This window comes from Dyadobacter endophyticus (assembly GCF_014641595.1).
Lineage (GTDB): Bacteria > Bacteroidota > Bacteroidia > Cytophagales > Spirosomataceae > Dyadobacter > Dyadobacter endophyticus.
In genome coordinates this window covers 733,113-755,013 of sequence record NZ_BMIA01000003.1, presented here as the reverse complement: position 1 = coordinate 755,013, position 21,901 = coordinate 733,113, and the positions used below count along the sequence as shown (strand labels likewise).

The following is a 21,901-nucleotide window of genomic DNA, read 5'->3' as shown; positions in this document are numbered from 1 at the left end:
CTAAACGGGATCACAGAGTCATCGTCCGAGCGCTGTTACGCATTGCCACCACGCATCGCGGTCAGCATGTTTCCGTAAATGCCGTTCAATGATGAGATGTTATTGGTCAATCTCGCCATTTCGCTCTTAAATACTTGTGATTCCTTCGTGGCATCAGCCATGTTTTCCATAGCTGCCGTCAGGTTACCGTAGAAAGCGTTCATAGCCTTCAGGTGTTTGGTCGTGTCTTGCAATTCTAGTTCGTACACAGCGTTCAATGCACCCATGTTTTTGGTGATTTGCTGGAACTGGTCGCGGTAGGATTGCGCATCTTTCGTCGCATCAGCCATCGAAGACATTGCGTTGATGGCAATTCCGTAAGACTTATTCATGTCATTGATCGCCGTTGAAGCGCTCTTGACATTTCTTGCGTAGTCGTTTGTAGCAACGGTCGCGTCGGTAAGGTCGGTGATTTTGCCTACTGTTTCAGACAGATTTCTGAAACCTTTGCCAAGACTATCGAAAATCTCAGGAGAGATTTTAGCATTGTCGAGCATGTTATCCAGTTTGGCAGTGATATTGCTGCTAGGGGCTGAGCTTCTTGAGATGGCCGGTCCGCTGTAATCATCGGCAAGTTCAGGGTAAACTCTGGTCCAATCCGGATCTCTATCTGTCGACTGGGTCAAAGTTTGCAATGCGTAAAGCAAAAATATCAGAACCTCGGTTCCCAACCCTGCTGTCAAAAGAGGGCCACCAAAATCCCAGTGTTGAATTTTTGCCAAAGCTCCTAAAATTACGACGGCAGCACCCGCACTGTATATTGTTGGTACAAGTTTATCCCAAAAAAAATTAGGTCCGCTACTCTTAGCCATGTGAATTGAAATCGGTTACAGTGAAAAAATTATAGTAAGTAAAGTGTTGGATTGATTCGGTCAGATCGTAAAAAAGAAGCAGTGTAAAAACGCTGCTTCTCTGAATGTGAAAGTCTTGACTAGCGACGACGGGCACGAGCTCCTCCGCGGTCGTTTACATTATCCATTACGCAACGGAAGCCGATGAATGCACGGGTTTCTGTTTCAAACTCGTAGGTACGTGTACCGGTTTGCAGGTAATAAGCAATGTCTTTCCATGAACCGCCTTTTACCACTTTGCGGGGTTCGTTAGGATCGCTGTATTTCGGGTTCATATCCCATACAATCGCGGTAGCATTGTCGGTGTAAGCATCTGACGTCCATTCAGCCACGTTTCCTGCCATATTGTAAAGCCCGAAATCGTTCGGATTGTAGGCATTGGCCGGGCCGGTGTACGGATAACCGTCCGCGTCGTAGTTACCACGTTGCGGTTTGAAGTTTGCCAGGAAGCAACCTTTCGCATTCATGGTGTAAGGGTTACCCCAGGGGTATTTGGCAACCGCTCGTCCGCCTCTGGCAGCCCACTCCCATTCAGCTTCGGTCGGGAGGCGGAAGCCTGTTGAGTTGAACTGTCCTTCTTTGTTCTGGAAGTCATGGAGCAGGTTGGTGCGCCATGCGGAAAAGTATGTGGCGGCGATCCAGCTAACTCCTACCACCGGATAGGTGTCGAAGCCTGGGTGCTGGTAATAATATTCTACGAATGGATCTCCGTTGGAGTAAGCAAAGTCTTTTTTCCAAACGGTTGTATCAGGATAGTACTTGGCCATGATTTCTTCTTCGCCCAGTACAGATACGGAGTCAACCAGCAGCGCGTTCACGAACTGACGATATTCGTTGTTGGTGATCTCAGTGTCATCCATAAAAAATGAACTGATAGTCACCCGACGGTTCATGTTGTTCATGGAGGAAGCGATGTCTTCGTCTGCCTGGCCCATTACAAAAGAACCTGAGGGGATCACGACCATCCCGGCGGGCGTGGTCTGCTTGAATCCTTTACGGGCAGTAGCAGTGATTTCACCGTTTTGAATACCGCTTTCTTCTTTTCCTCCCTTGCCAAACTTGCTCTTAAGAAAACCGCAGCTTTGCAAGAGCATCAATGCGGCTACCAGAAGCAGGCTTTTGACTCCATCCCGATAGAACACTTTCACATTCATAGTGGTTTTGTAAATTTTGATAATAAAATGCTAGCCTAAAAACGTCAACGAATGATATCTAGTATACTTGAAATAAAACAAAATGTGAACGCCTGTCAGATTGAGTGCTGCTTGATTTCAGTACTGAAATCTTCACGGATCGATTACTAAATCAGGTGTTTATCGACTTAACGTAAGAAAAATGCAATTGGTATGGAAGCCGAACATTTTACAAATATAAATCAAAGTTTCGCAAACTGATTCACACGACTTACCAAGAGGTTTGCAAAAAATGTCGATTTGACATCCAAATCTTGGATTTTTAATAATTTGATGATAAAATATTACTATATCCAACAGCGTTTAAGCGAATTTGCTAAAAGCGAAACCGGGGCGTGCGGATAGGGGCCTTTTTGCCAAATTTCGGTGAAGGCAGGGCATACGAAAGCATTACCTCGAAGGAAGAAGGCGACTTGGATTTATTGCCGCCTACGACCATGTCATACGCGCCCGAGAGCCGCAAAGACTGATCTGCCAGCAGATAAATGCCGCCCATGATGATGAAGTAGGTATCCTGTTGCCGGTAGGTACCGCCAATCCAGTAACGTTTGTTATAAGTGAGTGTGGCACCGCCCTCTACTGACACCGTATTGATATCCGATTTGACGAGCACAATCGGTTGAATATCCAGCAGGTAGCCAAGTTCGAGGTTTACGCCCGCATTAAAATAAAGTGTACGCGGCAGCGGATTCGTGCCGGTTTCGGAGCCGAGCTGGTATTTGGGTTTCAGGAAGTGGTTAAGTGACAGACCTGCATAGAATGTCTCATTTTCATAACGCGCTCCAACTGAAAAATCCGGGTTGATTTCAGAGATTGTACCAGTCTGTATCAAAGGATCGTCCGGGTCGCGGGCCCTTAGTTTGCCATAATCGATCGCCTGACGGAACAACCCTGCGCTGACACCCACCCCGAGCTTCCCTCCGCCGAGCGGAATATGATAGGCAGCCGAAAGTTTGAAGTCCTGATCTGTCCTGGGGCCGCTCTTGTCGTTCAGCGCGTAGAAACCGATGCCGAAATTCTTGACCGGCATGCTGAATGAAAAAAGCTGCGTTGAAAGTGCTCCGCCTGCATCGTCGATGTTAGTGCCTTGATAACCTGCGTATTGAGTCCTGTGCGTGAGCTGAAACTTAGTCAGGCCATCGGAGCCTGCCGCTGCCGGGTTCAGGTAAAGCTGGTTCAGCGAAAACAAACTGAATTGCGCGTCTTTCTGGGCAATGGCGCAGAGCGGTAAGAAAAGCAATAATGCAAAGGGCCGGATATATCTGGTACTTCGGGTAGTAAAAGTCAAAATCATGCCGCAGGAATAGATTTAAGGATCACGCTGATATGCTTTCGGATTTAGATTGATAACGCATATTGCTTAAAAAAATTGATATAAACATGAAAAAGCCCCGGATTTTTTCCGGGGCTTTTCGCGGCTTTGTAATGCTGTTTATACGTTGTTCGCTTTGCTGATATACAGGTCGAGTGCGCCTGTCATCGAAGGTGCATTCGGCAGTGGAGCCTGAATGTCCAGGAAGAGCCCGGCGTCTTCTACTGCTTTTGCAGTCGTGGGGCCAAAAGCGGCAATGCGGGTGTTGTTCTGTTTGAAGTCCGGGAAGTTGTCAAAAAGCGATTTGATCCCCGACGGACTGAAAAAAGCGATGATATCGTAGTACACATCTTCCAGGTCCGACAAATCAGCAGAACCTGTCTGATACATAGTTGCTTCCGTGAAATGGAATTCTTCGGTATCCGCGAACTCGGGAATGTCGTTCTTTCTGACATCGGAGCATGGGTACAGGAATTTCTCTTTCTTGTGCTTGCGCATGAGTTCGATCAGCTCGGCAGCGGTTTTGGTGCCTGTAAAGATCTTTCTCTTGCGGATCACAATGTATTTCTGAAGATAATTAGCCGTTTGCTCCGAGATACAGAAATATTTCATCGTAGCGGGTACTTCGACCCGACCTTCGTTACAAATACGGAAAAAATGGTCAATCGCGTTACGGCTTGTGAAAATAACGGCCGTATGGTCCAGGATGTTGACTTTTTGCTTGCGAAAGTCTTTGTAGGAAACTCCGTCGACCTGTATGAAGGGCCGGAAATCAACCTTGATATTGTACTTTCTGGCTAATTCGTAGTAAGGTGAATTCTCGTCTGCTGGTCGGGATTGACTTACCAAAAGACTGGTTACTTTTTTAAGCCGGTCCTGATCAAAATTGATGGTATCACTCATGTATAATCCTCATTAGTTTATTCCCAATTCATGTTTCCTGACTATAAAGCAAATTTCATACTCACGATGAGCGGGATTATTTCGATGACACAAAGGTAAGAAAATAAATAGAGATTAATCAACGAGCCGGTCGGCTTGGCTACAACATATAATCCCACAAACCGGGCGATGTAGAAAAAAAGGAACGGCAGAAGCACGTACGGCCTGCTTGCTTCCAGCCAGTTGATGTGGTTGGAGTACAAGCCGAAAATGACGAGAAACACCAGTGCGTAAAAGAGGTACGACGACTGTACAATTTTGAGGAAAATAATGTCGACTTGCTTGTCCAGATTGAGCATATTGCCCGCCAGAACCATGAATATGTACTTGGCGTATACGAGCAGGAAGAAGATCAGGGAAAGGATGCAAAAGTCTCCCAGGATTTGTAGCGTGTTTGCCTTTTCGGATAAAATTGTACTGACGGAGAAGAGGTTAAGCCTGTTTGCAGACAGATAAATCACCGTAAAGCCCATCATCATCGAACTGATCGCGACAAAGAAGATTACGGTGTTGCTGTAAGGCTTATTGATCTTCGATAGCTGGTCGCGCGGGTCGTTGTTGAAAAATTCAATAGGATTTATCAAACGGATAAAAGAAAGCGGATTCAGATTGAAAATCCATGCATTCAAGATCAGAATAATGATCAATGCGATACCCGCAAATGTTCCGAAAGGCGTAAAGGTAACCGGCTTGATATTAATGAACCCGGACCGCGCCGGTGAGATCGTTTCGGAGTCGGTAAGCTTTTTCTTGTTGCAGATAAATACCGTCTTGTCGGCAATGCCGGGGCTGCCATAAATAGTCAGAAGAAGTTCGTCTTTACGGTACAGACGGTGCAGACTATCGAGGTTAAGTTCTTGCCATTTGCCCGCCGCGATGCGGTTTTGCAATGCGCCTTCGAGAAAAAGATAGCTCTCGCTTTCGGAATGGACAAGCAGGGAATACCTCCTGTTTTTGACCAGATCGATATAAATGCTTGCGAAGCGGGTTCCTTCGTTTACGCCCTGTGAGAACGGGACGTAGTTTTTGTACTGCTCACTGTATACAAGCCAGTCGTCCTGGTAATTGTATACCGGAAAGAACTGGCTCGGCGGGTTAACCTTTGCCGCGCCCTCCGCCAATGACCCTGCCAAGGTTACTGCCGTGAAAAAAGCCCAAAAAACAGCCGGAAATATGGACTTCATCGGTACAAAAAAGGCTGGGTTTCCCCAGCCCTTTGATCAAAGTCAGTTAGCAATGATTATTTCTTTCCAAGTGCCAGAAGCATCGTTTCGCCGATCAATGCAGGTGATTCCGCTACGAAGATGCCCGACTCTTTCATAATTCTGATTTTCGCTTCCGCAGTATCGTCCGCGCCGCCGATGATCGCACCCGCGTGGCCCATACGGCGTCCTTTGGGGGCAGTCTGGCCGGCGATGAAACCTACAACGGGCTTTTTATTGCCGGTTGATCTGATATATGCGGCAGCGTCCGCTTCCATGCTTCCGCCGATTTCACCGATCATAACGATCGCTTCCGTCTCGTCGTCGTTCATCAAAAGCTCAACCGCTTCTTTGGTGGTTGTACCGATGATAGGGTCACCGCCGATACCGATCGCCGTAGTCTGGCCCAATCCTGCGCGTGACAACTGATCTACCGCTTCGTACGTAAGCGTACCCGATTTCGATACCAGACCGATCGTTCCTTTTTTGAAGATAAAGCCTGGCATGATACCCACTTTACATTCTTCGGCAGTGATAATTCCAGGGCAGTTAGGGCCGATTAGGCGCGTGTTTTTCCCTTTGATATATTCTTTCGCCTGCATCATGTCCTTGGTTGGGATACCCTCGGTGATACAAACGATCACGCCGATACCAGCATCAGCAGCTTCCATGATCGCGTCAGCGGCAAAAGCCGGTGGAACAAAAATGATCGAAACGTCTGCACCGGTAGCGCGTACGGCAAGGTCAACTGTGTTAAAAACAGGTCTTTCCAAATGAGAAAGCCCACCTTTGCCAGGCGTAACACCACCTACGACATTCGTACCGTATTCAATCATTTGCTGGGCGTGGAACGAGCCCTCCGAACCGGTAAATCCCTGAACTATAATCTTGGAGTTTTTATTAACTAAAACGCTCATGTTGGTAAATCAGTTTTTTCGGTAAAAGTAGGACGAAAAGCACGAAGTAGCAAAATGTAGGCATAATTTGTAAATTGCTTTTTTGACTACATGGATGGCTGTTTATGAACATATTTCTGAATCCGCATATATTTTCCAACCTCGTTCTAACGATCACCAGTTTATTTGTCTTCTTCCGGTATTTCAGGCAGCAACCCGTTCTGATCAGGTGGCTCTGGGGCATTTTCTTCGGGAGTATTTCGCTGGTCGCCCTGACTGACCTATTGTTTTATGCCGGTGTAGAAGGATTGGAGATGGCGCGCGAAATATTCGGGGCTGGGGAAATGACGCTCGGTGCAATGTGCCTGGTCACTGCGTCATGGTGCCTGATCATGCGCTACGATAGCGGTAAATACCTGTTCTATTCAACCGTCGGTCTGGGGGCACTGCTGTTTTATTGCATTACCTGGTTCCGGGTGGAATATGTTGGATTGATCATCAAGGCATTTTGCATTCTGGTAGCATTGCTGATCTCCTGCGTCGGCCTCGCTAACCGCCAGAAGAGCGCATTATGGACGTTGTTTTCCATGATGTTGCTGGCACTTTCGACCAAGTCGGGGAAGCTGCCACTGCCGATGGACCCGGTGGATATCAACCACTATATGATGGTGTTATCGGTTATTTGCGTCGGAAGGGCTGTCCGCGACCAATATAAGATCCTTTTTTAAGTTCAAACAATTGTTAATGGATTGCATTTTTCAGAACCCGTGTCGTAAATTGCACCAGTTAATCTTAACCAACACAAGTTTACTAATACTCAGAATATGAAAAGGACCAAGTATGGCGTAATGCTTCTTGCCTCAGTTTTGGCTTTCGGAGCAGTTACATTGAACCCTGTTTCGGCTAAAACATCTCCTGCAAAAGAAGTAGCAAGCGATGTGAAGCAAGCTAAGGCGATCGTGATCAAAGGAAGTGATGCAATGCAGTTCGACCTGAAAGAGATCAAAGTGAAGGCTGGACAAAAAGTGAAACTTACGCTGACTCACTCAGGTAAACTTGCGAAAGCTGCTATGGGCCACAACTGGGTTCTGCTGAAACCAGGTACCGACGTAGCTGCGTTCGGCTCGAAAGCTGCTGCTGCACGTGAAACCGATTATATCCCTGCATCAGAAAAAGCCAGCATTCTGGCGAATACCAAGCTGGTAGGCGGTGGCGAAAGCGATACCATCGAATTCACAGCTCCTGCAAAAGGAACTTACACCTACATTTGCAGCTTCCCAGGCCATTACGCGCTGATGAAAGGTAGCTTCATCGTTGAATAAGCAAACCTGAAATTTTATATAAAGGCGTCACGCATTTGTGTGACGCCTTTTCTGTTTTATATCTCGGCCAACTGCTTCTCGATCAGTTCGATCACCTCTGGTCTGTCCCACTGCGAAGCGCCTATTTCCTGCGCTAGAATTTTGCCTTTATATATAATGTACGTCCTCGGAATTGCATTGCCGTCGAGGGCCGAAGGGTAGGGGCCTGCATATTGATAGAATGGCAATTGGTATCCCTTTCGAGCGATGAACGGGTTCACGGTTTCCGCATCTTCGTCGGAAATAATGTAGAATGCGATTTTGCTGTGATCTTTGTATTTGTTGTAAAGCGTCTGAATGCCTGGCATTTCCATGTTACAAGGCCCGCACCAGGTTGCCCACACGTTCACGAAGGCGATTTTGTTCTCGTCCATGGCTACTTCTTTGCCCGTAAGGTCCGTGAGCGGCAGGTAAACAGATTCCTGCGCAGCAGGGGACTCGGCAAGATCGCTGCGTTGCTGCACGGGCGATTTGAAAAACGCAAAATAAACCGCCGCGCCGGCTATCAGGAGCAATAAAACAAGTGATATTTTCTTCGTGGTCGACGACATAACTGGTGTGGTTCTGGTGAATAGATGGGGATTGGAGCCATTCCAAAAATAGGGCTTTTCTTTTTTTGATGCTGACTCGGATTTTGAATACTTTTATACACTATTTAAAAAACATTGATTTGAGGAAAAGGTTTACATTCATGAGACTTCAATTTACGGGCATTTCATTTCTCTTTGCATTTATCTTCCATTGCCCCGTTTTCGCCCAACGTTCAGCAGCCGAGTACTTCGAAGACGGTAATACCAAAGCCGGGACGGGTGATTTCAATGGGGCAATGCAGGCCTATACATCGGTAATTTCCATGAGTCCTGACCACGCGCCCAGCTATTTCAACCGAGGGCTCGCCAAGGCCAATCTCAAAGACTACCGGGGTGCGATGCAGGATTACGACAAGGCCATCGAGCTGAATCCTAAGGAAGCGCTTTATTATCAAAGCCGGGGCGTAAGCAAAAGTTTGCAGGAAGACTTCCGTTCGGCCATCGAAGATTATTCCAAATCGATCGAACTCAATCCCGAGGAGCCTAAGGCTTACTACAATCGGGGAGTGAGTTACGCCAAATTGAAAAACCACAGAAATGCCCTTATCGATCTCGACCACGCGCTGGCGCTGAACCCCGATGAGCTTGCGGCATTGTATGCGAGAGGCAATTGCAAACAGGATTTGCAGGAATACGCCGGCAGCCTTGCGGATTTCACACGCGTGATTGAGCTTAGCCCAAAACGCACCGGTGCCTATGCGGGCAGAGGTCTGGCCAAACTCGAACTTGGGGATTATCAGGGTGCTGCCGCCGATTTTACCCGTGCCATCGAGCTGAGCCCGAATGACAGCGAGTATTACAGCAACCGCGGTTTTGCTAAAAATAAAATCGATGATTTTCAGGGTGCTATCATCGACTTTGACAAGACCATCCAGCTTGACCCCGAAAATTACAATGCCTATTATGGCCGCGGATTCGCAAAAGGAAAGCTGAACGACCCTCGTGGTGCGATTGCCGATCTTTCCAAAGCCATTGAGGTGAAAAACGCCTATACCGGTGATCCCAAGAAGAACGCATTCACAGGTAAGATCAACAAAGAGAAACTCGACGAGCTGCGCGACCAGGTACAGACGCACTTGAAGATCGAAAGTCTCACGAACGAGCGTGCAGAGGCATATTACGTGCGCGCGCTCGCGAAATCGAAAGTAGGGGAGCTCAAAGGGGCTCTGGCCGATCTTACCACGGCCGTTGAACTCAACCCTACCTATTCCAATGCCTATTTCTCTCGTGCAATGATCCGCTCGGCATCGGGCGACCAAATGGGCGCTGTGCTGGATTTTACCAGCTCGATCAAACTCCGTTCCGACTATCCGGAAGCTTATTATTTAAGAGGAATTGTTAAAAACAGCCTGGGGGAAATCAACGACGGCTGTCTTGATCTGAGTAAAGCAGGCGAGCTGGGTTATCAGCAGGCTTATAAGGTCATTGGGGCGTATTGTAACTAGTTTTTGTAGGGAGGAAAGGGAGGAAGGAGGAAAGGGAAGAAGGGGGGATTTTGAAATAAAAACGAAAGGGAGGACGGAATGACTTGATCAGCATTCCATCCTCCCTTTCCTCCATTCTCCCCTTCCTCCCTATTTAAGCCTTTTTAAGATTCTCAGCCACCTTATCCCAGTTCACTACATCCCAGAATGCCTTGATGTAATCCGGGCGTTTGTTTTGGTAATGCAGGTAATAGGCGTGCTCCCAAACGTCGAGGGCGAGGATTGGCGTTCCTTTGAAATCGGAAACATCCATTAATGGGTTATCCTGGTTGGGCGTTGAACCTACGGCAAGTTTTCCGCCTTTGGCAACGAGCCATGCCCAGCCCGAACCGAAACGCGTAGCTCCGGCTTTCCCGAACTCTTCTTTGAACTTATCGAATGACCCGAACTGGCCATTAATTGCATCGGCGACAGCACCGGTTGGCGCAGCGCTCTTTTTAGGGCCCATTACTTCCCAGAAGAAAGTGTGGTTCCAGTGGCCGCCGCCGTTGTTGCGCACCGCAGCCGGTGCTTTGCTGATCGATTTGATAATATCTTCCAGGGATTTTTTCTCCCATTCGGTTCCTTTTACAGCGTCATTGAGATTTTTGACGTATGCCGCGTGGTGTTTACCGTAGTGAATTTCCATCGTCAGCTTGTCGATGCTGGGCTCCAACGCGCCGAAATCGTAAGGAAGCGGAGCTTGTTTGAATGGAGCTGTTTCCGCTAATATGGTATTGGATGTTCCTGCGTGCGACACTCCGGCAAGTGACTGCTCAGCCAATGCGCTCACAGTGAGTGCGCTGCCGGCGAGTGTTTTCAAAAAGTCTGTTCTATTCATAACAGTACAATAAGTGTTTAGTGTTAATCGTAAGCCACCCGGCTTACAATGCTGCGGCCGAGTGTGATCTCGTCCGCATATTCCAGGTCTCCGCCGATGGGGATACCTCTTGCGATAGTGCTTATTTTGACTCCCGTGGCCTTTAACTTTTTTTGCAGGTAAAAAGCGGTGGTGTCGCCTTCCATCGTCGGACTCAATGCCAATATTACTTCCTGAACAGCGTCTTCACCTTCCCGCTCGCCCACCCGCGACATTAATGAATCAATTTCGAGGTCCGACGGGCCGATGCCCTCCAATGGGGAGATAATGCCGCCGAGCACGTGGTACACGCCCCGGTACTGGTTTGTGGATTCGATAGCCAGCACGTCGCGTGTGTCCACCACGACGCATATGGTCGTCTGGTCGCGCTTGTTATTGTTGCAAATATTGCAAAGTACGTCGTCGGCGATGTTGTGGCAGCGGGTGCAGTAAGTAGTTTTAGTACGCATGTTCAGCAGCGCATCGGACAGCGAGCGCGTTTGCTCCTCGTCCCTTTTCAGCAAATGTAATGCCAGGCGCAATGCTGTTTTTTTGCCAATCCCCGGCAGACGGGAAATTTCGGCAACGGCTTCCTCAATAAGACGTGAGGGGTAGTTCATGAGAAGATGCTGAGTGATGGGGTTTGAAAGGACATCAAAACCCGTTTTGTTGATGCTGGCAATGCGGTAGGGGGGCCTAATGCACCTCGGCTGAAATGCCTCTCCTGCATATTTCGTTGCGCATCCCGGCCAACTCCTCAAAAGATCCTTCCTTCACGGAGCATTTGCCTTTATAATGGATAATTATCGTGCATTGTTCAGCCTGCTCATTGCTATGACCACAAACTTCGACCAGTGTATCGATCACCCAATCGAAGGTATTCACGTCGTCATTGTAGATTACCAGCTTTTTAATGTCTGTATCTACCGTTTCTTCCAGAATTTCCAGCTCTGTTTCTGTGAGCGCTTGCATAACAACCAAATTTCTGTTTGATTAGCAAATCTAATTAAAAACGGAGACTATCCGAAGCTTTTAAGCGCCTTTTAATCCACTCCTGAATCCCCAAATACCCACTTTGATGAACCCTTACATTTCCCTGGTGATATTGGTCGTTTACTTTGGAATGCTGATCACAGTGTCCATTTTTACTTCCAGGGGTGCGGATACCAATACTTTTTTCACGGCCAACCGGCAGTCGCCGTGGTACCTGGTGGCGTTTGGTATGATCGGCACTTCGCTGTCGGGCGTCACGTTTGTGTCTGTCCCGGGAGCGGTGGTAAATATCCAGTTTTCCTACTTTCAGGTGGTAATAGGGTATATTCTGGGATACCTGGTGATTGGCACGGTGCTTATGCCGCTGTACTACCGGCTGAATCTGATTTCCATCTATTCTTACCTCGAACAGCGCTTTGGGTTCTGGTCTTACAAGACAGGTTCCGGCTTCTTTCTGCTCTCACGTACGATCGGGTCTGCGGTGCGTTTGTACGTGGCTGCGCAGGTATTGCAGCTTGCATTGTTCAAGCCGCTGGGCATTCCATTCGAGGTGGCGGTCGCCATTACGATTTTCCTGATCTGGATTTATACATTCAAAGGCGGGGTCAAAACGATCATCGTTACCGACACGCTGCAAACCTTTTTCCTCATTACCGCCGTCATTCTGACGATCATTCTCGTATCCAGCGAGCTCAATCTGAATGGAATCGGCGACATCTGGACCAGCGTTCAGAAAAGCGGGTATTCCAAAATATTTTATTGGGATACCAACGATCCTAAAAATTTCTTCAAGCAGTTCTTCGCGGGGGTTTTTATCGCGATTGTCATGACCGGCCTCGACCAGGATTTAATGCAGAAAAATTTAACCTGCAAAAACATCGGTGAAGCGCAGAAGAATATGTTCTGGTTTGTGGTGGTGCTGGTGATCGTAAACTTCCTTTTTCTGTCGCTCGGTGCGCTGCTTTACGTATATGCAGAGGCGCAAGGCATACCCACGCCTGCGAAAACGGACGATTTCTATCCGATGCTCGCGTTGAACCACCTGGGATTGGTTGTCGGTATTACTTTCCTTCTGGGCATTACGGCGGCTACTTATGCCAGCTCCGATTCGGCCCTTACCGCATTGACTACCGCATTCTGTATCGATTTCATGAATATCGAGAAGCAGCCGGAAGCAAAACGCTCCTCGATCAAGTTCTGGGTGCACGTAGGCTTTTCGGTGGTTTTCTATCTGGTCATCCTGATTTTTAACCGGATGAATAATAAAGAGGTGATTACGGCAGTGTTCGACCTCGCCGGTTATACCTATGGGCCATTACTTGGGCTGTTCTCTTTCGGAGCTTTCCTGAAACGCCCGGTGAAAGACCGCTTCGTTCCTGTCGTGTGTATCCTCGCCCCCATATTGACCTACATTATCAACGACCATTCAGCTGAATGGTTTAATGGATATAAATTTGGATTTGAGCGGCTTATTATCAATGGGTTAATCACTTTTATAGGTCTCTGGTTATTGCACGACCGCACCGCCCGGCGCTATGTCCCGCAGGCGTAGGGAAGAGCTGGTTACAACATCAAAGGCGTTAATATGCATCGGCCCTGGAAACGGTTACACATTTTCAGGGCTTTTTCTTGCATATATTCAAAAAAATATTAACTTTCTGATAAAATCAGGCGTGTATCTCATGCCACCTGATGGATGTTTTGTTGAAAGATTGAGTTCGGTTATTTATTTAACAAACTAAACTTTTGCAATATGAAAACACTGTCAGTTATGTTGTTGTGCATGATATTCTGTATATCCTGCAAGGACAAAGCCGCAGAAGAGGAAGCTAGCCGTCAAGCCAATCTTGAAAAGGAAAAACAAGCGATTAAAGCAGTCATAGAGAATGAAACAAAGTCATTCTTCGCCCGGGACTTTGCTGCCTGGAAGGCGAATTATGCACAGACAGACTATGCCTTTCAGGCTTGGAGCAATGATGATGGCACCTTTGATTCCAATGTAGGCTGGGCGGATATCAACAAGCAGGTTGGAAAATATATTCAGGATAATCCCGAACCTGTATCCAGCCACCCGATCGTGGAGCGTAAGAATATGATTTTCAAGTTCTACGACGACGATGTAGCCTATCTTACCTGGGACCAGTTTAACAGCGATAAGTCAGAAAAGAATTTTCACCATAGCAAGGAAGTAAGGCTGCTGGAAAAAATCGGCGGGCAATGGAAGATCGTATGCGTTTCGGCTTTTTGGGACTATCGCCATCCGATACCTGCTAGCAGGCTGCCGATGATCCAGAAAATTGCGAACGAAAGCAGAGGAAAAATTTAACCCGCGTAACCACGTGGGCGTGCCGCACGCCTGCGTGCCGCTTTAAAGCGTTCGGTTTCAGGCACAAATGTTCGGTTCTGAACAGCCTCCTATCCGACAAGTAGTAGAAGGAAAATTTTTGAAAATAATAGTAAGCTGCTCATTATCAGTGTATTAATAGTTGGATGTGCCGAAGTTTGGTTATTGAAACCAAGTTTGGCACATCCTTTTTTTATTTAAAGTCAACTGTGCGATTGTACAGATCCAAACTTTAAATACTTATAGCCATGAAAATCTCCATTGTTTCCATCCTGACCAGCGCCTTCGCGCTCACATTGTCTTTCACCTCTTTTGCGGCAGACAAAAAGAAAAGTAAAGAAGAAAAAGAAGCCGCCAGCGCGGTGACTTTTGACGCTGCATTGTACAAAGTCGGCGACAGCAATAAAGTGCGGTTGTCGGTAGATAAAAGCGAAAATGAAAGACTGCGCGTGGTGTTGAAAGACAAAGCCGGTAAGATCTATTATTCGGAGGTATTCAACGATCATGATACGAAGTACCGTCGCGTGTTCAATCTCGACGAAATGAACGACGGAACTTACTATTTTGAACTATCGCACAAGAAAGATAAAAAGGTAAAGGAAGTGAACATCGAGAGCACCAGTTCCAAAGTAATCTCGCTGCAATGAGCGCGGAGCCCATAAAAAATCCCGGTCTTTTGTAGAGACCGGGATTTTTTATGTCAATGCAATTCTTTTTCGGGATCCCAGAAGCATTGCTCCCAGTTTACAATGCGGTTGTTTTCTACTTTCACGCCCTCGCTTTCGAGCCTCTCCTGCATGGTGGTTGGCGTCTCGAAAAGCTGGCTGGCACTGAGCTCGCCGGCTTTGTTTACCACACGGTGGGCCGGAAGCCCTTCTTCATGGTAACTGCCGCCCATTGCCCAGCCCACCTGCCGGGCGCCGCGTTTCTGTCCGAGGTATGCCGCTATGGCTCCATACGACGTCGCACGCCCCGGCGGTATTTGCCTTACCACGTCGTAAACGTCATTGAAAAAGTCATTTCCCTTTTTCATGCTCGTTGACGCGGGCCTGTTGTCTTTCGTCGATTTCGTGTGAAAGCTGGCGGTACCAATCCTCACCATAAGCGCGGATAAGCGGGTCTTTCAGGAATTTGTAAACCGGGACTTTCAGTTGCTGACCCAAGCTGCACGCGGGGCTGCATATTTCCCAGCGGTCGTAGTTGAGCGCGTGGTACTGCTCATATTTAGTAACCCGGATCGGATACAAATGGCAGGAAATCGGTTTTTTATAGCTGATCTTGCCATCGTTGTAAGCTTCCTCGATGCCGCATTTGAGAATGCCCTTCTGGTCGTAAATGGCGTAGGCGCATTCACGGCCATTAATAACGGGGGTCACGTAGTCGCCGTCCCAGTCTTTGGTCCAGGTGCCTTCCGCGGCGATCACCTCTTTGCCTGCCTCTGTCAGGTATGGCGCGACTTGGGGATAGATCTCATCGAGAATCGCGAGTTCACCCTCATCCAGCGGGGCGCCGGAATCCCCCTCCACACAGCATGCGCCTTTGCATTTGTCGAGATTACAGACAAACTCCTGGTCTTCGATGTCGTCGCTAATGCACGTATTTTCAATGAGAATCATAATTGAACAGCCTATTGCTGAGGTATTTTAAGTTTTTGTCCCACCATAACACTGTTTCCGGACATATTGTTTAATTTCTTGATGTCTTCCACGTTTGTATGGTAGTTTTGAGCAATGCGGAAGAGCGTTTCGCCTGGCGCGACGGTGTGTGTTTGTGCAGCTGACGGCTGGTTTCCAGCCTCTGTTTCACCTCCTTCTCCTCTTCGCACACGCAGTTTCTGACCAGATTTCAAGCGATCCGAATCACTCAGGTTATTTAATTCGAGCAGTTCCTTGATGGAAATATTGTAAGCTTTTGAAATGCTGTAATAAGTCTGTCCGCTTTGAACGGTATGGAATTCACTCCCAGGTGTTGCCGAAAGGCGTGTTTCCTCCTTAATCTCTTCCGGTGTTCTAAAAGTTGAGGCAGGAGCTGGGCGTTCTACTGCTACTTTGCTTGGCTCAGGAGCCTCGGCACGCGCCGTTTCTTCACCTGTTTTTGATACAAGCAGTCGTTGGCCCGATACCAGGCGGCTTTGCGCGGAACGGTTGTTGATGGTCAGCAATTCACGCAATGACAGATTGTACTTGCTCGCAATGCCGAAATAGGTGTCGCCGGGTTGTACCGTATGGTAACTCGTAGCCGCCGAAGCGGTGACCTCATCTTTTTCTCCGGCGCTGCTCCATTTGGCGGGCTCGGTCTCTTTTTTCGTAGGAGTTTCTTTTTCGACTTCGGCGCGTTCCGAACGCATCCGGGTGTACACGGAGCCGGAGGACGCGGTCGTACGGGTAGCACTTGGTGTCACAACTTTGCTAGCTGTGCTGGATTTACCGGCCGATTTATCCTCATCGTTTGATTTGAATGTGCTGTTGGTATCATCCTGCGTAATAATAACCACGCGGTCGTTGGTATTCGCAGGCGTCCCTGCGGCAGGCGTCCCTGCGACAGGCGTTTTGGTAGCCGGAGCGGACGGTTTGTACAGGCCGGCTGCATTGGTTGTAGCTTTTCCGGTAGAAGCGACAGTTCCGGCAGGCGTCGTGGCGGGTTCAGTTTCCTTTGCTGCGCCGCTTTCATTTTTTTCCACTAAAACCGGTGTGTATTTCTTGCGACCGGATGGATTGCTCGGAACATTACTGTTCGCGGCGGTCGGCGATGTGGTAGCAGAAACAGGTGCTTTTTCGGGAACGACCGTTGCGCCGGCCGTGGCGATGATCGAATCCCTTTTGGCGGGCGTAGTCGGCTGTGGCGGCGCAACGATCTCGATAGGCTGCTTGCGAGGCCGCTTTTTGTTCAGAAACAGTACCTGGCCGGTTTGAATAGGGTAGTTGCGGCTTGTTGTACGGTTGAATTTCAAAAGGCTCACCAATCGGATACCATATTGCTGCGAAACGCTCAGCCATGTGTCGCCCGGGCGGGCAATGTGGGATGGGGCGTCCGCCTTCTTGTGCTTGCGCGAGAGGTAATATACCTGCCCGGGAACGAGCTGCATATCTGCGAGCAGGTCGTTGTAGCGCATAAAACGCGGTGTACGTATACCTGCCGCTTTGGCCAATGTTTTAGGTTTGTCGCCGGCACGGGCTTCAATACCCGGCAAGCCGTTAATTTCGTAAAGTGTGGGGGAATTAGGCTCTTGCAGTTGAATGGCCGATTTTTTCAGGACTGGGAACCCGGTGTCCTCGTAAACCGAAGCAACGGCTGTCTGACGGGGTGGCAGTGAAAGCTTTTCACGAACGCTCGCAACCTGATCTACCGGCACGGGCAGGGTGATGAGGTACTCGCGGTCGTTGGGTACTTTATCGTCATTAAGCCATTTATTATGGCTTTTAAGCTCTCCTGCGGGAACTCCCAGTGATCTGGCGATCTCGTCGAGCGACTGGCCTTTGCCATAATCCGATTCCATCAGAACATAGGCATTCGGCGATTTGTACCGTTCAATGCCTGATTCCAATGCGATTTTGTGGGCAAAAAAGCGGAGCATATAGCGGTCGGTTTTCCCATTGAGCGTCACTTCACGTGCGTACGCCCAACTCGCTGGAACGACCTTCTTCACACCTCCCGCACCTTGGTAATAAGAATACAATGTGGTAACCCAGTTATTGAATTGCTGGTTGTTCTTTTTCAAATACCAGGCGGCGGCGTGTGTTGAGGAGCTGATATTCTTTCGTTCATCCACATCATGATCCACACGCAGGTTGAGTTCACGTGCGGTTTCGGGTTTGAACTGCCAGTAACCGACTGCATTTGAGCTTGAAACAACGTCGGGGCGGAAAGAGCTTTCCTGAACGGCCAGGTATTTGAAGTCGATAGGCACTTCTTCGTCCATTAAGATGCCTTCCACGATCGGAAAGTGCATAATGGCCCGATCCATTTTTTCTTCCCAAAACTTCCGGTTCGACATCAGGCTTTTGACGTCTTCCTCGATGATATCCTGGGCGCTTCTGTCGAATTTCACGGTAATACCGCCGAAAGAGACGCTGGAAGGGATTTCGGGTGCCTGTGCAAAAGCTGCCTTGCCGGTCAGCAGCAGGACGATAACAAAAGAGATGATGTTAGTGGAAGTTCTGGCCATAAAAAGTAAAAATGCCTGACTATTGAGTACTATAATTTCTGAAGAATCATCAACCCGTCGCGGATTGGTAGGAGGATATTGGAAACCCGGGGATCTTCATGGACCATCCGGTTGAAATCCAGCAATGCCTGCGTGTCTTTGTCTGCCTTTTTTAACGGTTCAACTACTTTGCCGCTCCAAAGCACATTGTCGGCGATCAGGAAACCGCCTTTGCGTACTTTTTCGAGGCAGAGGTTAAAATAAGAAGAATAGTTGATTTTATCCGCATCGATGAACACCAGGTCGAACGTATCGGTGAGCGTAGGGATAATATCCAGCGCATTGCCGATGCGGTAGTCGATCTGGTCCTTAAAAGGCGTTTGGTCGAAATACCGTCTGGTGAAGGTTTCGAGTTCTTCGTTCACATCGATGGTAACTAGTTTTCCACCAGGGTTAAGGCCTTCACAAAAGCAAATGCCCGAGTAGCCGGTGTAAGTGCCGATTTCCAGAATGCGGTCGGGCCGGATCATCCTGGAAATCATAGAAAGGAACCTGCCCTGCACATGCCCGGAGAGCATACGGGGGCTGAGAACGTTGGCATGGGTGTCCCTGTTGAGGGATTTCAGCAATGCATTCTCTTCCTCCGTGTGGGCCGCGGAATATTCTTCGATTTCCTCTACCAAAAACTTCATTCGAATATGATAATGTGCTACTCCCGGTGCCGATGCCCGTCAGGCATGGGCTACAATGCGTTCGAGATAAGTGCCATAGCCGCTCTTCAAAAGAGGCCGGGCGATTTCACGCAATTGTTCTGCATTAATAAAGCCCATGCGGTATGCGATCTCCTCAATACAGCCCACTTTTAAACCTTGCCTTTCTTCGATAACCTGAACGAACTGCCCGGCCTGCATCAGCGATTGGAATGTGCCCGTATCGAGCCACGCCGTACCGCGGTTGAGGACACCTACTTTCAGTTTGCCGCGTTCGAGGTAAACCCGGTTCACGTCTGTAATTTCAAGCTCGCCGCGCGGTGATGGAGGGATAGTTTTAGCTATTTCAACTACGTCGTTGTCGTAGAAGTACAAACCAGGCACCGCATAATTGGATTTCGGTTCCACCGGTTTTTCTTCAATGGAAATCACATGATTGGATTTATCAAACTCTACAACGCCGTAACGCTCAGGATCGTGTACCTGGTAGGCAAAGATCACGCCGCCGTCGGGATCGTTGTTGGATTGAAGCAATGTCGAAAGCCCCGATCCGTAGAAAATATTATCGCCGAGGATCAACGCTACTTTATCATCGCCGATGAATTCTTCACCGATAATGAATGCCTGTGCAAGACCGTCCGGACTTGGTTGCACGGCATAGCTGAACTGGCAGCCAAGGCGGCTTCCGTCGCCAAGCAGCTTTTCGAAATGCGGCAGGTCGTGCGGGGTCGAAATAATCAGGATCTCACGGATACCCGCCAGCATCAGGATGGACAGCGGGTAATATATCATCGGTTTGTCGTAAACAGGCATGAGCTGTTTGCTGACTGCCAATGTAAGCGGGTGTAACCTCGTACCGGAACCGCCGGCCAGAATAATGCCTTTCATAAATAGAGTTTCAATTGAGTAAAGAAATGACAGGACTATCTATCCTGATACATTTCATCATAATATTTCTGGTAGTTGCCGGAGGTTACGTTGTTCAGCCATTCCTGATTCGAGAGATACCAGTCAACCGTTCTTTCCAGACCTTCGGCGAACTGCAATGAAGGTTTCCAGCCAAGTTCTTCCGATAATTTTGTGGCGTCGATCGCGTAGCGCAGGTCATGCCCGGCGCGGTCGGTCACGTACGTGATCAGCTGCACGCTTTCGCCTTCGCTACGGCCGAGCTTATGATCCATGATGCTGCAAAGCAAATGTACGAGGTCGATATTCTTCCACTCGTTGTGGCCGCCGATATTATAGGTATCGCCATTCACCCCGTTATGGAAAATGACGTCGATCGCGATCGCGTGGTCTTCCACGAACAACCAGTCGCGGATATTTTCGCCTTTTCCGTACACAGGAAGCGGTTTTTTCTGGATGATGTTGTGGATCATCAGCGGGATCAGCTTCTCGGGGAAATGGTTGGGGCCGTAGTTGTTGGAACAGTTTGAGATAACAACCGGCAGCTTGTAGGTATTATGATAGGCTCTTACAAAATGATCTGACGACGCCTTTGAAGCCGAGTAAGGCGAACGCGGGTCGTAACTGGTTGTTTCCACGAAGAATGTACCCGGATCGTGCAGTTCACCGTAAACCTCGTCGGTTGAAACGTGGTAGAAACGGCGGTCGATGAAATCGTCCTTCCATGCTTTTTTAGCAGCATTCAACAGGTTTACGGTTCCAACGACGTTGGTCATAACAAACGACATCGGATCGGAGATCGAACGGTCCACATGGCTTTCCGCCGCGAGGTGTACCACGCCGTGGAAATCGTTGTCGGTAAACAGCTTGTCGACAAACGCCGCGTCGACGATATCACCTTTTACGAATGTATAATTCGGCGCATTCTCGATGTCTCGCAGGTTTTCGAGGTTACCTGCGTACGTAAGCGCGTCGAGGTTATAGATATGATATTCGGGGTGGAAGTTGACAAACCGGCGCACGACATGTGAGCCGATGAAACCCGCTCCGCCTGTAATCAGGATTTTTTTCATTTTTCAGCTGTTAATTTTAGTTGCCAGTTCCATGCATCGCGCAGTGCTTCGGCCATGGTTTTTTCGGCACGCCATTTCATTATATTATTTACTTTGTCGGACTGCGCGTAGATTTGCTCGACATCCCCCTCGCGGCGTGGCCCGATGGTATAGTTGAGTTTCACGCCGTTTACTTCCTCAAAAGTATTAATCAATTGCAAAACGGTATAACCTTCGCCCGTTCCTACATTAAATACATCATAATAGTTAGTATCCGTCTGCGATTCGAGCAGGTCGAGCGCCTTTACGTGTGCCTTGGCGAGGTCTACCACATGGATGAAGTCACGGATACAGGTGCCGTCGGGCGTGTTGTAGTCGTTGCCGAACACGGTGAGCGACTTGCGAAGACCGGCGGCCGTCTGCGTAATAAATGGTACCAGGTTACTCGGAACGCCGTTCGGCAGTTCGCCGATCAGCGATGTTTCGTGTGCGCCGATGGGGTTGAAATACCGGAGCGAGATCGCCTTGATTCCCGGAGCTGAATGCACGTGATCGCGGATAATATCCTCGGCAATCGCCTTGGTATTGCCATACGGCGAGTTGGCCGGCAGGCGCGGCGTGCTTTCGGTTACCGGCAGCTTTTCGGGCTGGCCGTATACCGTACACGACGAGGAGAATACGAATTTATCGACATTGAATTCCTTCGCGGCGCGAAGCAGCACCAGAAGGGAAATCAGGTTGTTTTCGTAGTAGTTCAAAGGTTTTTCAACCGACTCACCCACAGCTTTGTATGCCGCAAAATGGATCACGCCGTCGAACTTTTCCTTTTCAAACAAGGCCCTTACCTTGTCGGCATCATTGCAATCGATTTCGTAGAATGGAAACGTTTTGCCGGTGATTTTTTTGATTCCTTCTAAAACGTTGAGATTGGAGTTGTACAGGTTGTCGATAATGACCGGTTCGAACCCTGCATTGTGCAACTCTACCACGGTATGGGATCCGATAAAACCGGCCCCTCCGGTAACGAGAATTTTCATGCGTTAT

At 48.6% G+C, this 21,901-nt stretch carries 23 protein-coding genes; 6 read left to right on the top strand and 17 right to left on the bottom strand.

Features of this window, described 5'->3' with window-relative positions; all coding sequences use genetic code 11:
- Positions 1-35: 35 nt before the first annotated feature.
- The 6 genes from porL to sucD form a co-directional block, all read right to left on the bottom strand.
- Positions 36-851 (bottom strand): type IX secretion system motor protein PorL/GldL, encoded by an 816-nt coding sequence (gene porL, locus IEY24_RS22890; RefSeq protein ID WP_188936397.1) that lies wholly within the window; start codon positions 849-851, stop codon positions 36-38.
- Between the two features lie 119 nt (positions 852-970).
- Complete coding sequence (gene porK, locus IEY24_RS22885) at positions 971-2,044, bottom strand: T9SS ring complex lipoprotein PorK/GldK (RefSeq protein ID WP_090374870.1); 1,074 nt, start codon at positions 2,042-2,044, stop codon at positions 971-973.
- Positions 2,045-2,399: 355 nt separating this feature from the next.
- Positions 2,400-3,377, bottom strand: coding sequence for a PorP/SprF family type IX secretion system membrane protein (locus tag IEY24_RS22880; protein WP_188936395.1), 978 nt, complete (start codon positions 3,375-3,377; stop codon positions 2,400-2,402).
- A 138-nt stretch (positions 3,378-3,515) separates the two neighbouring features.
- Positions 3,516-4,298 carry a uroporphyrinogen-III synthase gene (locus tag IEY24_RS22875; protein ID WP_188936388.1) on the bottom strand — a complete coding sequence of 261 codons (783 nt, stop codon included), beginning with the start codon at positions 4,296-4,298 and terminating at the stop codon, positions 3,516-3,518.
- A 41-nt stretch (positions 4,299-4,339) separates the two neighbouring features.
- The gene (locus tag IEY24_RS22870) at positions 4,340-5,521 is read right to left on the bottom strand and encodes a DUF4271 domain-containing protein (protein WP_188936386.1); all 1,182 of its coding nucleotides are present in this window, start codon (positions 5,519-5,521) and stop codon (positions 4,340-4,342) included.
- 56 nt (positions 5,522-5,577) lie between these two features.
- On the bottom strand, positions 5,578-6,456 hold the full coding sequence (gene sucD / locus IEY24_RS22865; protein WP_090374873.1) for a succinate--CoA ligase subunit alpha: 879 nt from the start codon (positions 6,454-6,456) through the stop codon (positions 5,578-5,580).
- Between the two features lie 104 nt (positions 6,457-6,560).
- On the opposite strand from sucD, the gene IEY24_RS22860 reads away from it, so the two are divergent.
- Complete coding sequence (locus tag IEY24_RS22860; RefSeq protein WP_188936384.1) at positions 6,561-7,163, top strand: hypothetical protein; 603 nt, start codon at positions 6,561-6,563, stop codon at positions 7,161-7,163.
- A gap of 96 nt (positions 7,164-7,259) precedes the next feature.
- Positions 7,260-7,757 (top strand): azurin, encoded by a 498-nt coding sequence (gene azu / locus IEY24_RS22855; RefSeq protein ID WP_188936382.1) that lies wholly within the window; start codon positions 7,260-7,262, stop codon positions 7,755-7,757.
- Positions 7,758-7,813: 56 nt separating this feature from the next.
- On the opposite strand, the gene IEY24_RS22850 is transcribed toward azu, so the two are convergent.
- A complete protein-coding gene (locus IEY24_RS22850) occupies positions 7,814-8,347 on the bottom strand; it encodes a TlpA family protein disulfide reductase (protein ID WP_188936381.1) in 534 nt (177 codons plus the stop codon).
- A gap of 140 nt (positions 8,348-8,487) precedes the next feature.
- Between IEY24_RS22850 and IEY24_RS22845 the strand changes: the two genes are divergently transcribed.
- Positions 8,488-9,831 (top strand): tetratricopeptide repeat protein, encoded by a 1,344-nt coding sequence (locus IEY24_RS22845; protein WP_308420626.1) that lies wholly within the window; start codon positions 8,488-8,490, stop codon positions 9,829-9,831.
- A gap of 133 nt (positions 9,832-9,964) precedes the next feature.
- On the opposite strand, the gene IEY24_RS22840 is transcribed toward IEY24_RS22845, so the two are convergent.
- The 3 genes from IEY24_RS22840 to IEY24_RS22830 form a co-directional block, all read right to left on the bottom strand.
- Positions 9,965-10,690 carry a superoxide dismutase gene (locus IEY24_RS22840; RefSeq protein ID WP_229222908.1) on the bottom strand — a complete coding sequence of 242 codons (726 nt, stop codon included), beginning with the start codon at positions 10,688-10,690 and terminating at the stop codon, positions 9,965-9,967.
- A gap of 23 nt (positions 10,691-10,713) precedes the next feature.
- Entirely contained in the window at positions 10,714-11,328 is a 615-nt protein-coding gene (gene recR / locus IEY24_RS22835; RefSeq protein WP_188936379.1) for a recombination mediator RecR, read from the bottom strand.
- 76 nt (positions 11,329-11,404) lie between these two features.
- Complete coding sequence (locus tag IEY24_RS22830) at positions 11,405-11,680, bottom strand: ATP-dependent Clp protease adaptor ClpS (RefSeq protein WP_188936377.1); 276 nt, start codon at positions 11,678-11,680, stop codon at positions 11,405-11,407.
- Positions 11,681-11,786: 106 nt separating this feature from the next.
- Between IEY24_RS22830 and IEY24_RS22825 the strand changes: the two genes are divergently transcribed.
- The 3 genes from IEY24_RS22825 to IEY24_RS22815 all read left to right on the top strand — a co-directional run bounded on the left by IEY24_RS22825 (position 11,787) and on the right by IEY24_RS22815 (position 14,692).
- Positions 11,787-13,253 carry a sodium:solute symporter gene (locus IEY24_RS22825; protein ID WP_188936375.1) on the top strand — a complete coding sequence of 489 codons (1,467 nt, stop codon included), beginning with the start codon at positions 11,787-11,789 and terminating at the stop codon, positions 13,251-13,253.
- 201 nt (positions 13,254-13,454) lie between these two features.
- Positions 13,455-14,027: a hypothetical protein gene (locus tag IEY24_RS22820; protein ID WP_188936367.1), complete on the top strand. Its 573-nt coding sequence runs from the start codon at positions 13,455-13,457 to the stop codon at positions 14,025-14,027.
- Positions 14,028-14,293: 266 nt separating this feature from the next.
- On the top strand, positions 14,294-14,692 hold the full coding sequence (locus IEY24_RS22815) for a hypothetical protein (protein ID WP_188936365.1): 399 nt from the start codon (positions 14,294-14,296) through the stop codon (positions 14,690-14,692).
- A gap of 53 nt (positions 14,693-14,745) precedes the next feature.
- Here the strand turns inward: IEY24_RS22815 and IEY24_RS22810 are convergent, their stop codons facing one another.
- The 7 genes from IEY24_RS22810 to galE are packed head-to-tail and all read right to left on the bottom strand — an operon-like array spanning position 14,746 to position 21,894.
- Positions 14,746-15,078, bottom strand: a complete 333-nt coding sequence (locus IEY24_RS22810; protein ID WP_188936363.1) for an MGMT family protein — start codon at positions 15,076-15,078, stop codon at positions 14,746-14,748.
- Positions 15,062-15,661, bottom strand: coding sequence for a DUF3109 family protein (locus IEY24_RS22805; RefSeq protein WP_188936361.1), 600 nt, complete (start codon positions 15,659-15,661; stop codon positions 15,062-15,064). The genes IEY24_RS22810 and IEY24_RS22805 overlap by 17 nt, the downstream gene beginning before the upstream one ends.
- A gap of 11 nt (positions 15,662-15,672) precedes the next feature.
- Positions 15,673-18,210, bottom strand: coding sequence for a LysM peptidoglycan-binding domain-containing protein (locus tag IEY24_RS22800; protein ID WP_188936359.1), 2,538 nt, complete (start codon positions 18,208-18,210; stop codon positions 15,673-15,675).
- Positions 18,211-18,239: 29 nt separating this feature from the next.
- Positions 18,240-18,881, bottom strand: coding sequence for an O-methyltransferase (locus IEY24_RS22795; protein ID WP_188936357.1), 642 nt, complete (start codon positions 18,879-18,881; stop codon positions 18,240-18,242).
- 39 nt (positions 18,882-18,920) lie between these two features.
- Positions 18,921-19,787 carry a glucose-1-phosphate thymidylyltransferase RfbA gene (gene rfbA / locus IEY24_RS22790; RefSeq protein ID WP_188936355.1) on the bottom strand — a complete coding sequence of 289 codons (867 nt, stop codon included), beginning with the start codon at positions 19,785-19,787 and terminating at the stop codon, positions 18,921-18,923.
- A gap of 35 nt (positions 19,788-19,822) precedes the next feature.
- Complete coding sequence (gene rfbB / locus IEY24_RS22785; protein WP_188936353.1) at positions 19,823-20,878, bottom strand: dTDP-glucose 4,6-dehydratase; 1,056 nt, start codon at positions 20,876-20,878, stop codon at positions 19,823-19,825.
- Positions 20,875-21,894 (bottom strand): UDP-glucose 4-epimerase GalE, encoded by a 1,020-nt coding sequence (gene galE, locus IEY24_RS22780; RefSeq protein ID WP_188936351.1) that lies wholly within the window; start codon positions 21,892-21,894, stop codon positions 20,875-20,877. Before galE ends, rfbB begins: the two co-directional genes overlap by 4 nt.
- Between the last annotated feature and the right edge of the window lie 7 nt (positions 21,895-21,901).

Bases quoted from the DNA above. Each gene is read 5' to 3' on its own strand.
- IEY24_RS22795 (WP_188936357.1), bottom strand. From the start codon at position 18,881: ATGAAGTTTTTGGTAGAGGAAATCGAAGAATATTCCGCGGCCCACACG.
- IEY24_RS22845 (WP_308420626.1), top strand. From the start codon at position 8,488: ATGAGACTTCAATTTACGGGCATTTCATTTCTCTTTGCATTTATCTTC.
- galE (WP_188936351.1), bottom strand. From the start codon at position 21,894: ATGAAAATTCTCGTTACCGGAGGGGCCGGTTTTATCGGATCCCATACC.
- rfbB (WP_188936353.1), bottom strand. From the start codon at position 20,878: ATGAAAAAAATCCTGATTACAGGCGGAGCGGGTTTCATCGGCTCACAT.
- IEY24_RS22870 (WP_188936386.1), bottom strand. From the start codon at position 5,521: ATGAAGTCCATATTTCCGGCTGTTTTTTGGGCTTTTTTCACGGCAGTA.
- IEY24_RS22830 (WP_188936377.1), bottom strand. From the start codon at position 11,680: ATGCAAGCGCTCACAGAAACAGAGCTGGAAATTCTGGAAGAAACGGTA.
- porK (WP_090374870.1), bottom strand. From the start codon at position 2,044: ATGAATGTGAAAGTGTTCTATCGGGATGGAGTCAAAAGCCTGCTTCTG.
- rfbA (WP_188936355.1), bottom strand. From the start codon at position 19,787: ATGAAAGGCATTATTCTGGCCGGCGGTTCCGGTACGAGGTTACACCCG.
- recR (WP_188936379.1), bottom strand. From the start codon at position 11,328: ATGAACTACCCCTCACGTCTTATTGAGGAAGCCGTTGCCGAAATTTCC.
- IEY24_RS22875 (WP_188936388.1), bottom strand. From the start codon at position 4,298: ATGAGTGATACCATCAATTTTGATCAGGACCGGCTTAAAAAAGTAACC.
- IEY24_RS22810 (WP_188936363.1), bottom strand. From the start codon at position 15,078: ATGAAAAAGGGAAATGACTTTTTCAATGACGTTTACGACGTGGTAAGG.
- IEY24_RS22880 (WP_188936395.1), bottom strand. From the start codon at position 3,377: ATGATTTTGACTTTTACTACCCGAAGTACCAGATATATCCGGCCCTTT.
- sucD (WP_090374873.1), bottom strand. From the start codon at position 6,456: ATGAGCGTTTTAGTTAATAAAAACTCCAAGATTATAGTTCAGGGATTT.
- IEY24_RS22800 (WP_188936359.1), bottom strand. From the start codon at position 18,210: ATGGCCAGAACTTCCACTAACATCATCTCTTTTGTTATCGTCCTGCTG.
- IEY24_RS22805 (WP_188936361.1), bottom strand. From the start codon at position 15,661: ATGATTCTCATTGAAAATACGTGCATTAGCGACGACATCGAAGACCAG.
- porL (WP_188936397.1), bottom strand. From the start codon at position 851: ATGGCTAAGAGTAGCGGACCTAATTTTTTTTGGGATAAACTTGTACCA.
- IEY24_RS22840 (WP_229222908.1), bottom strand. From the start codon at position 10,690: ATGAATAGAACAGACTTTTTGAAAACACTCGCCGGCAGCGCACTCACT.
- IEY24_RS22850 (WP_188936381.1), bottom strand. From the start codon at position 8,347: ATGTCGTCGACCACGAAGAAAATATCACTTGTTTTATTGCTCCTGATA.
- azu (WP_188936382.1), top strand. From the start codon at position 7,260: ATGAAAAGGACCAAGTATGGCGTAATGCTTCTTGCCTCAGTTTTGGCT.
- IEY24_RS22825 (WP_188936375.1), top strand. From the start codon at position 11,787: ATGAACCCTTACATTTCCCTGGTGATATTGGTCGTTTACTTTGGAATG.
- IEY24_RS22860 (WP_188936384.1), top strand. From the start codon at position 6,561: ATGAACATATTTCTGAATCCGCATATATTTTCCAACCTCGTTCTAACG.
- IEY24_RS22815 (WP_188936365.1), top strand. From the start codon at position 14,294: ATGAAAATCTCCATTGTTTCCATCCTGACCAGCGCCTTCGCGCTCACA.
- IEY24_RS22820 (WP_188936367.1), top strand. From the start codon at position 13,455: ATGAAAACACTGTCAGTTATGTTGTTGTGCATGATATTCTGTATATCC.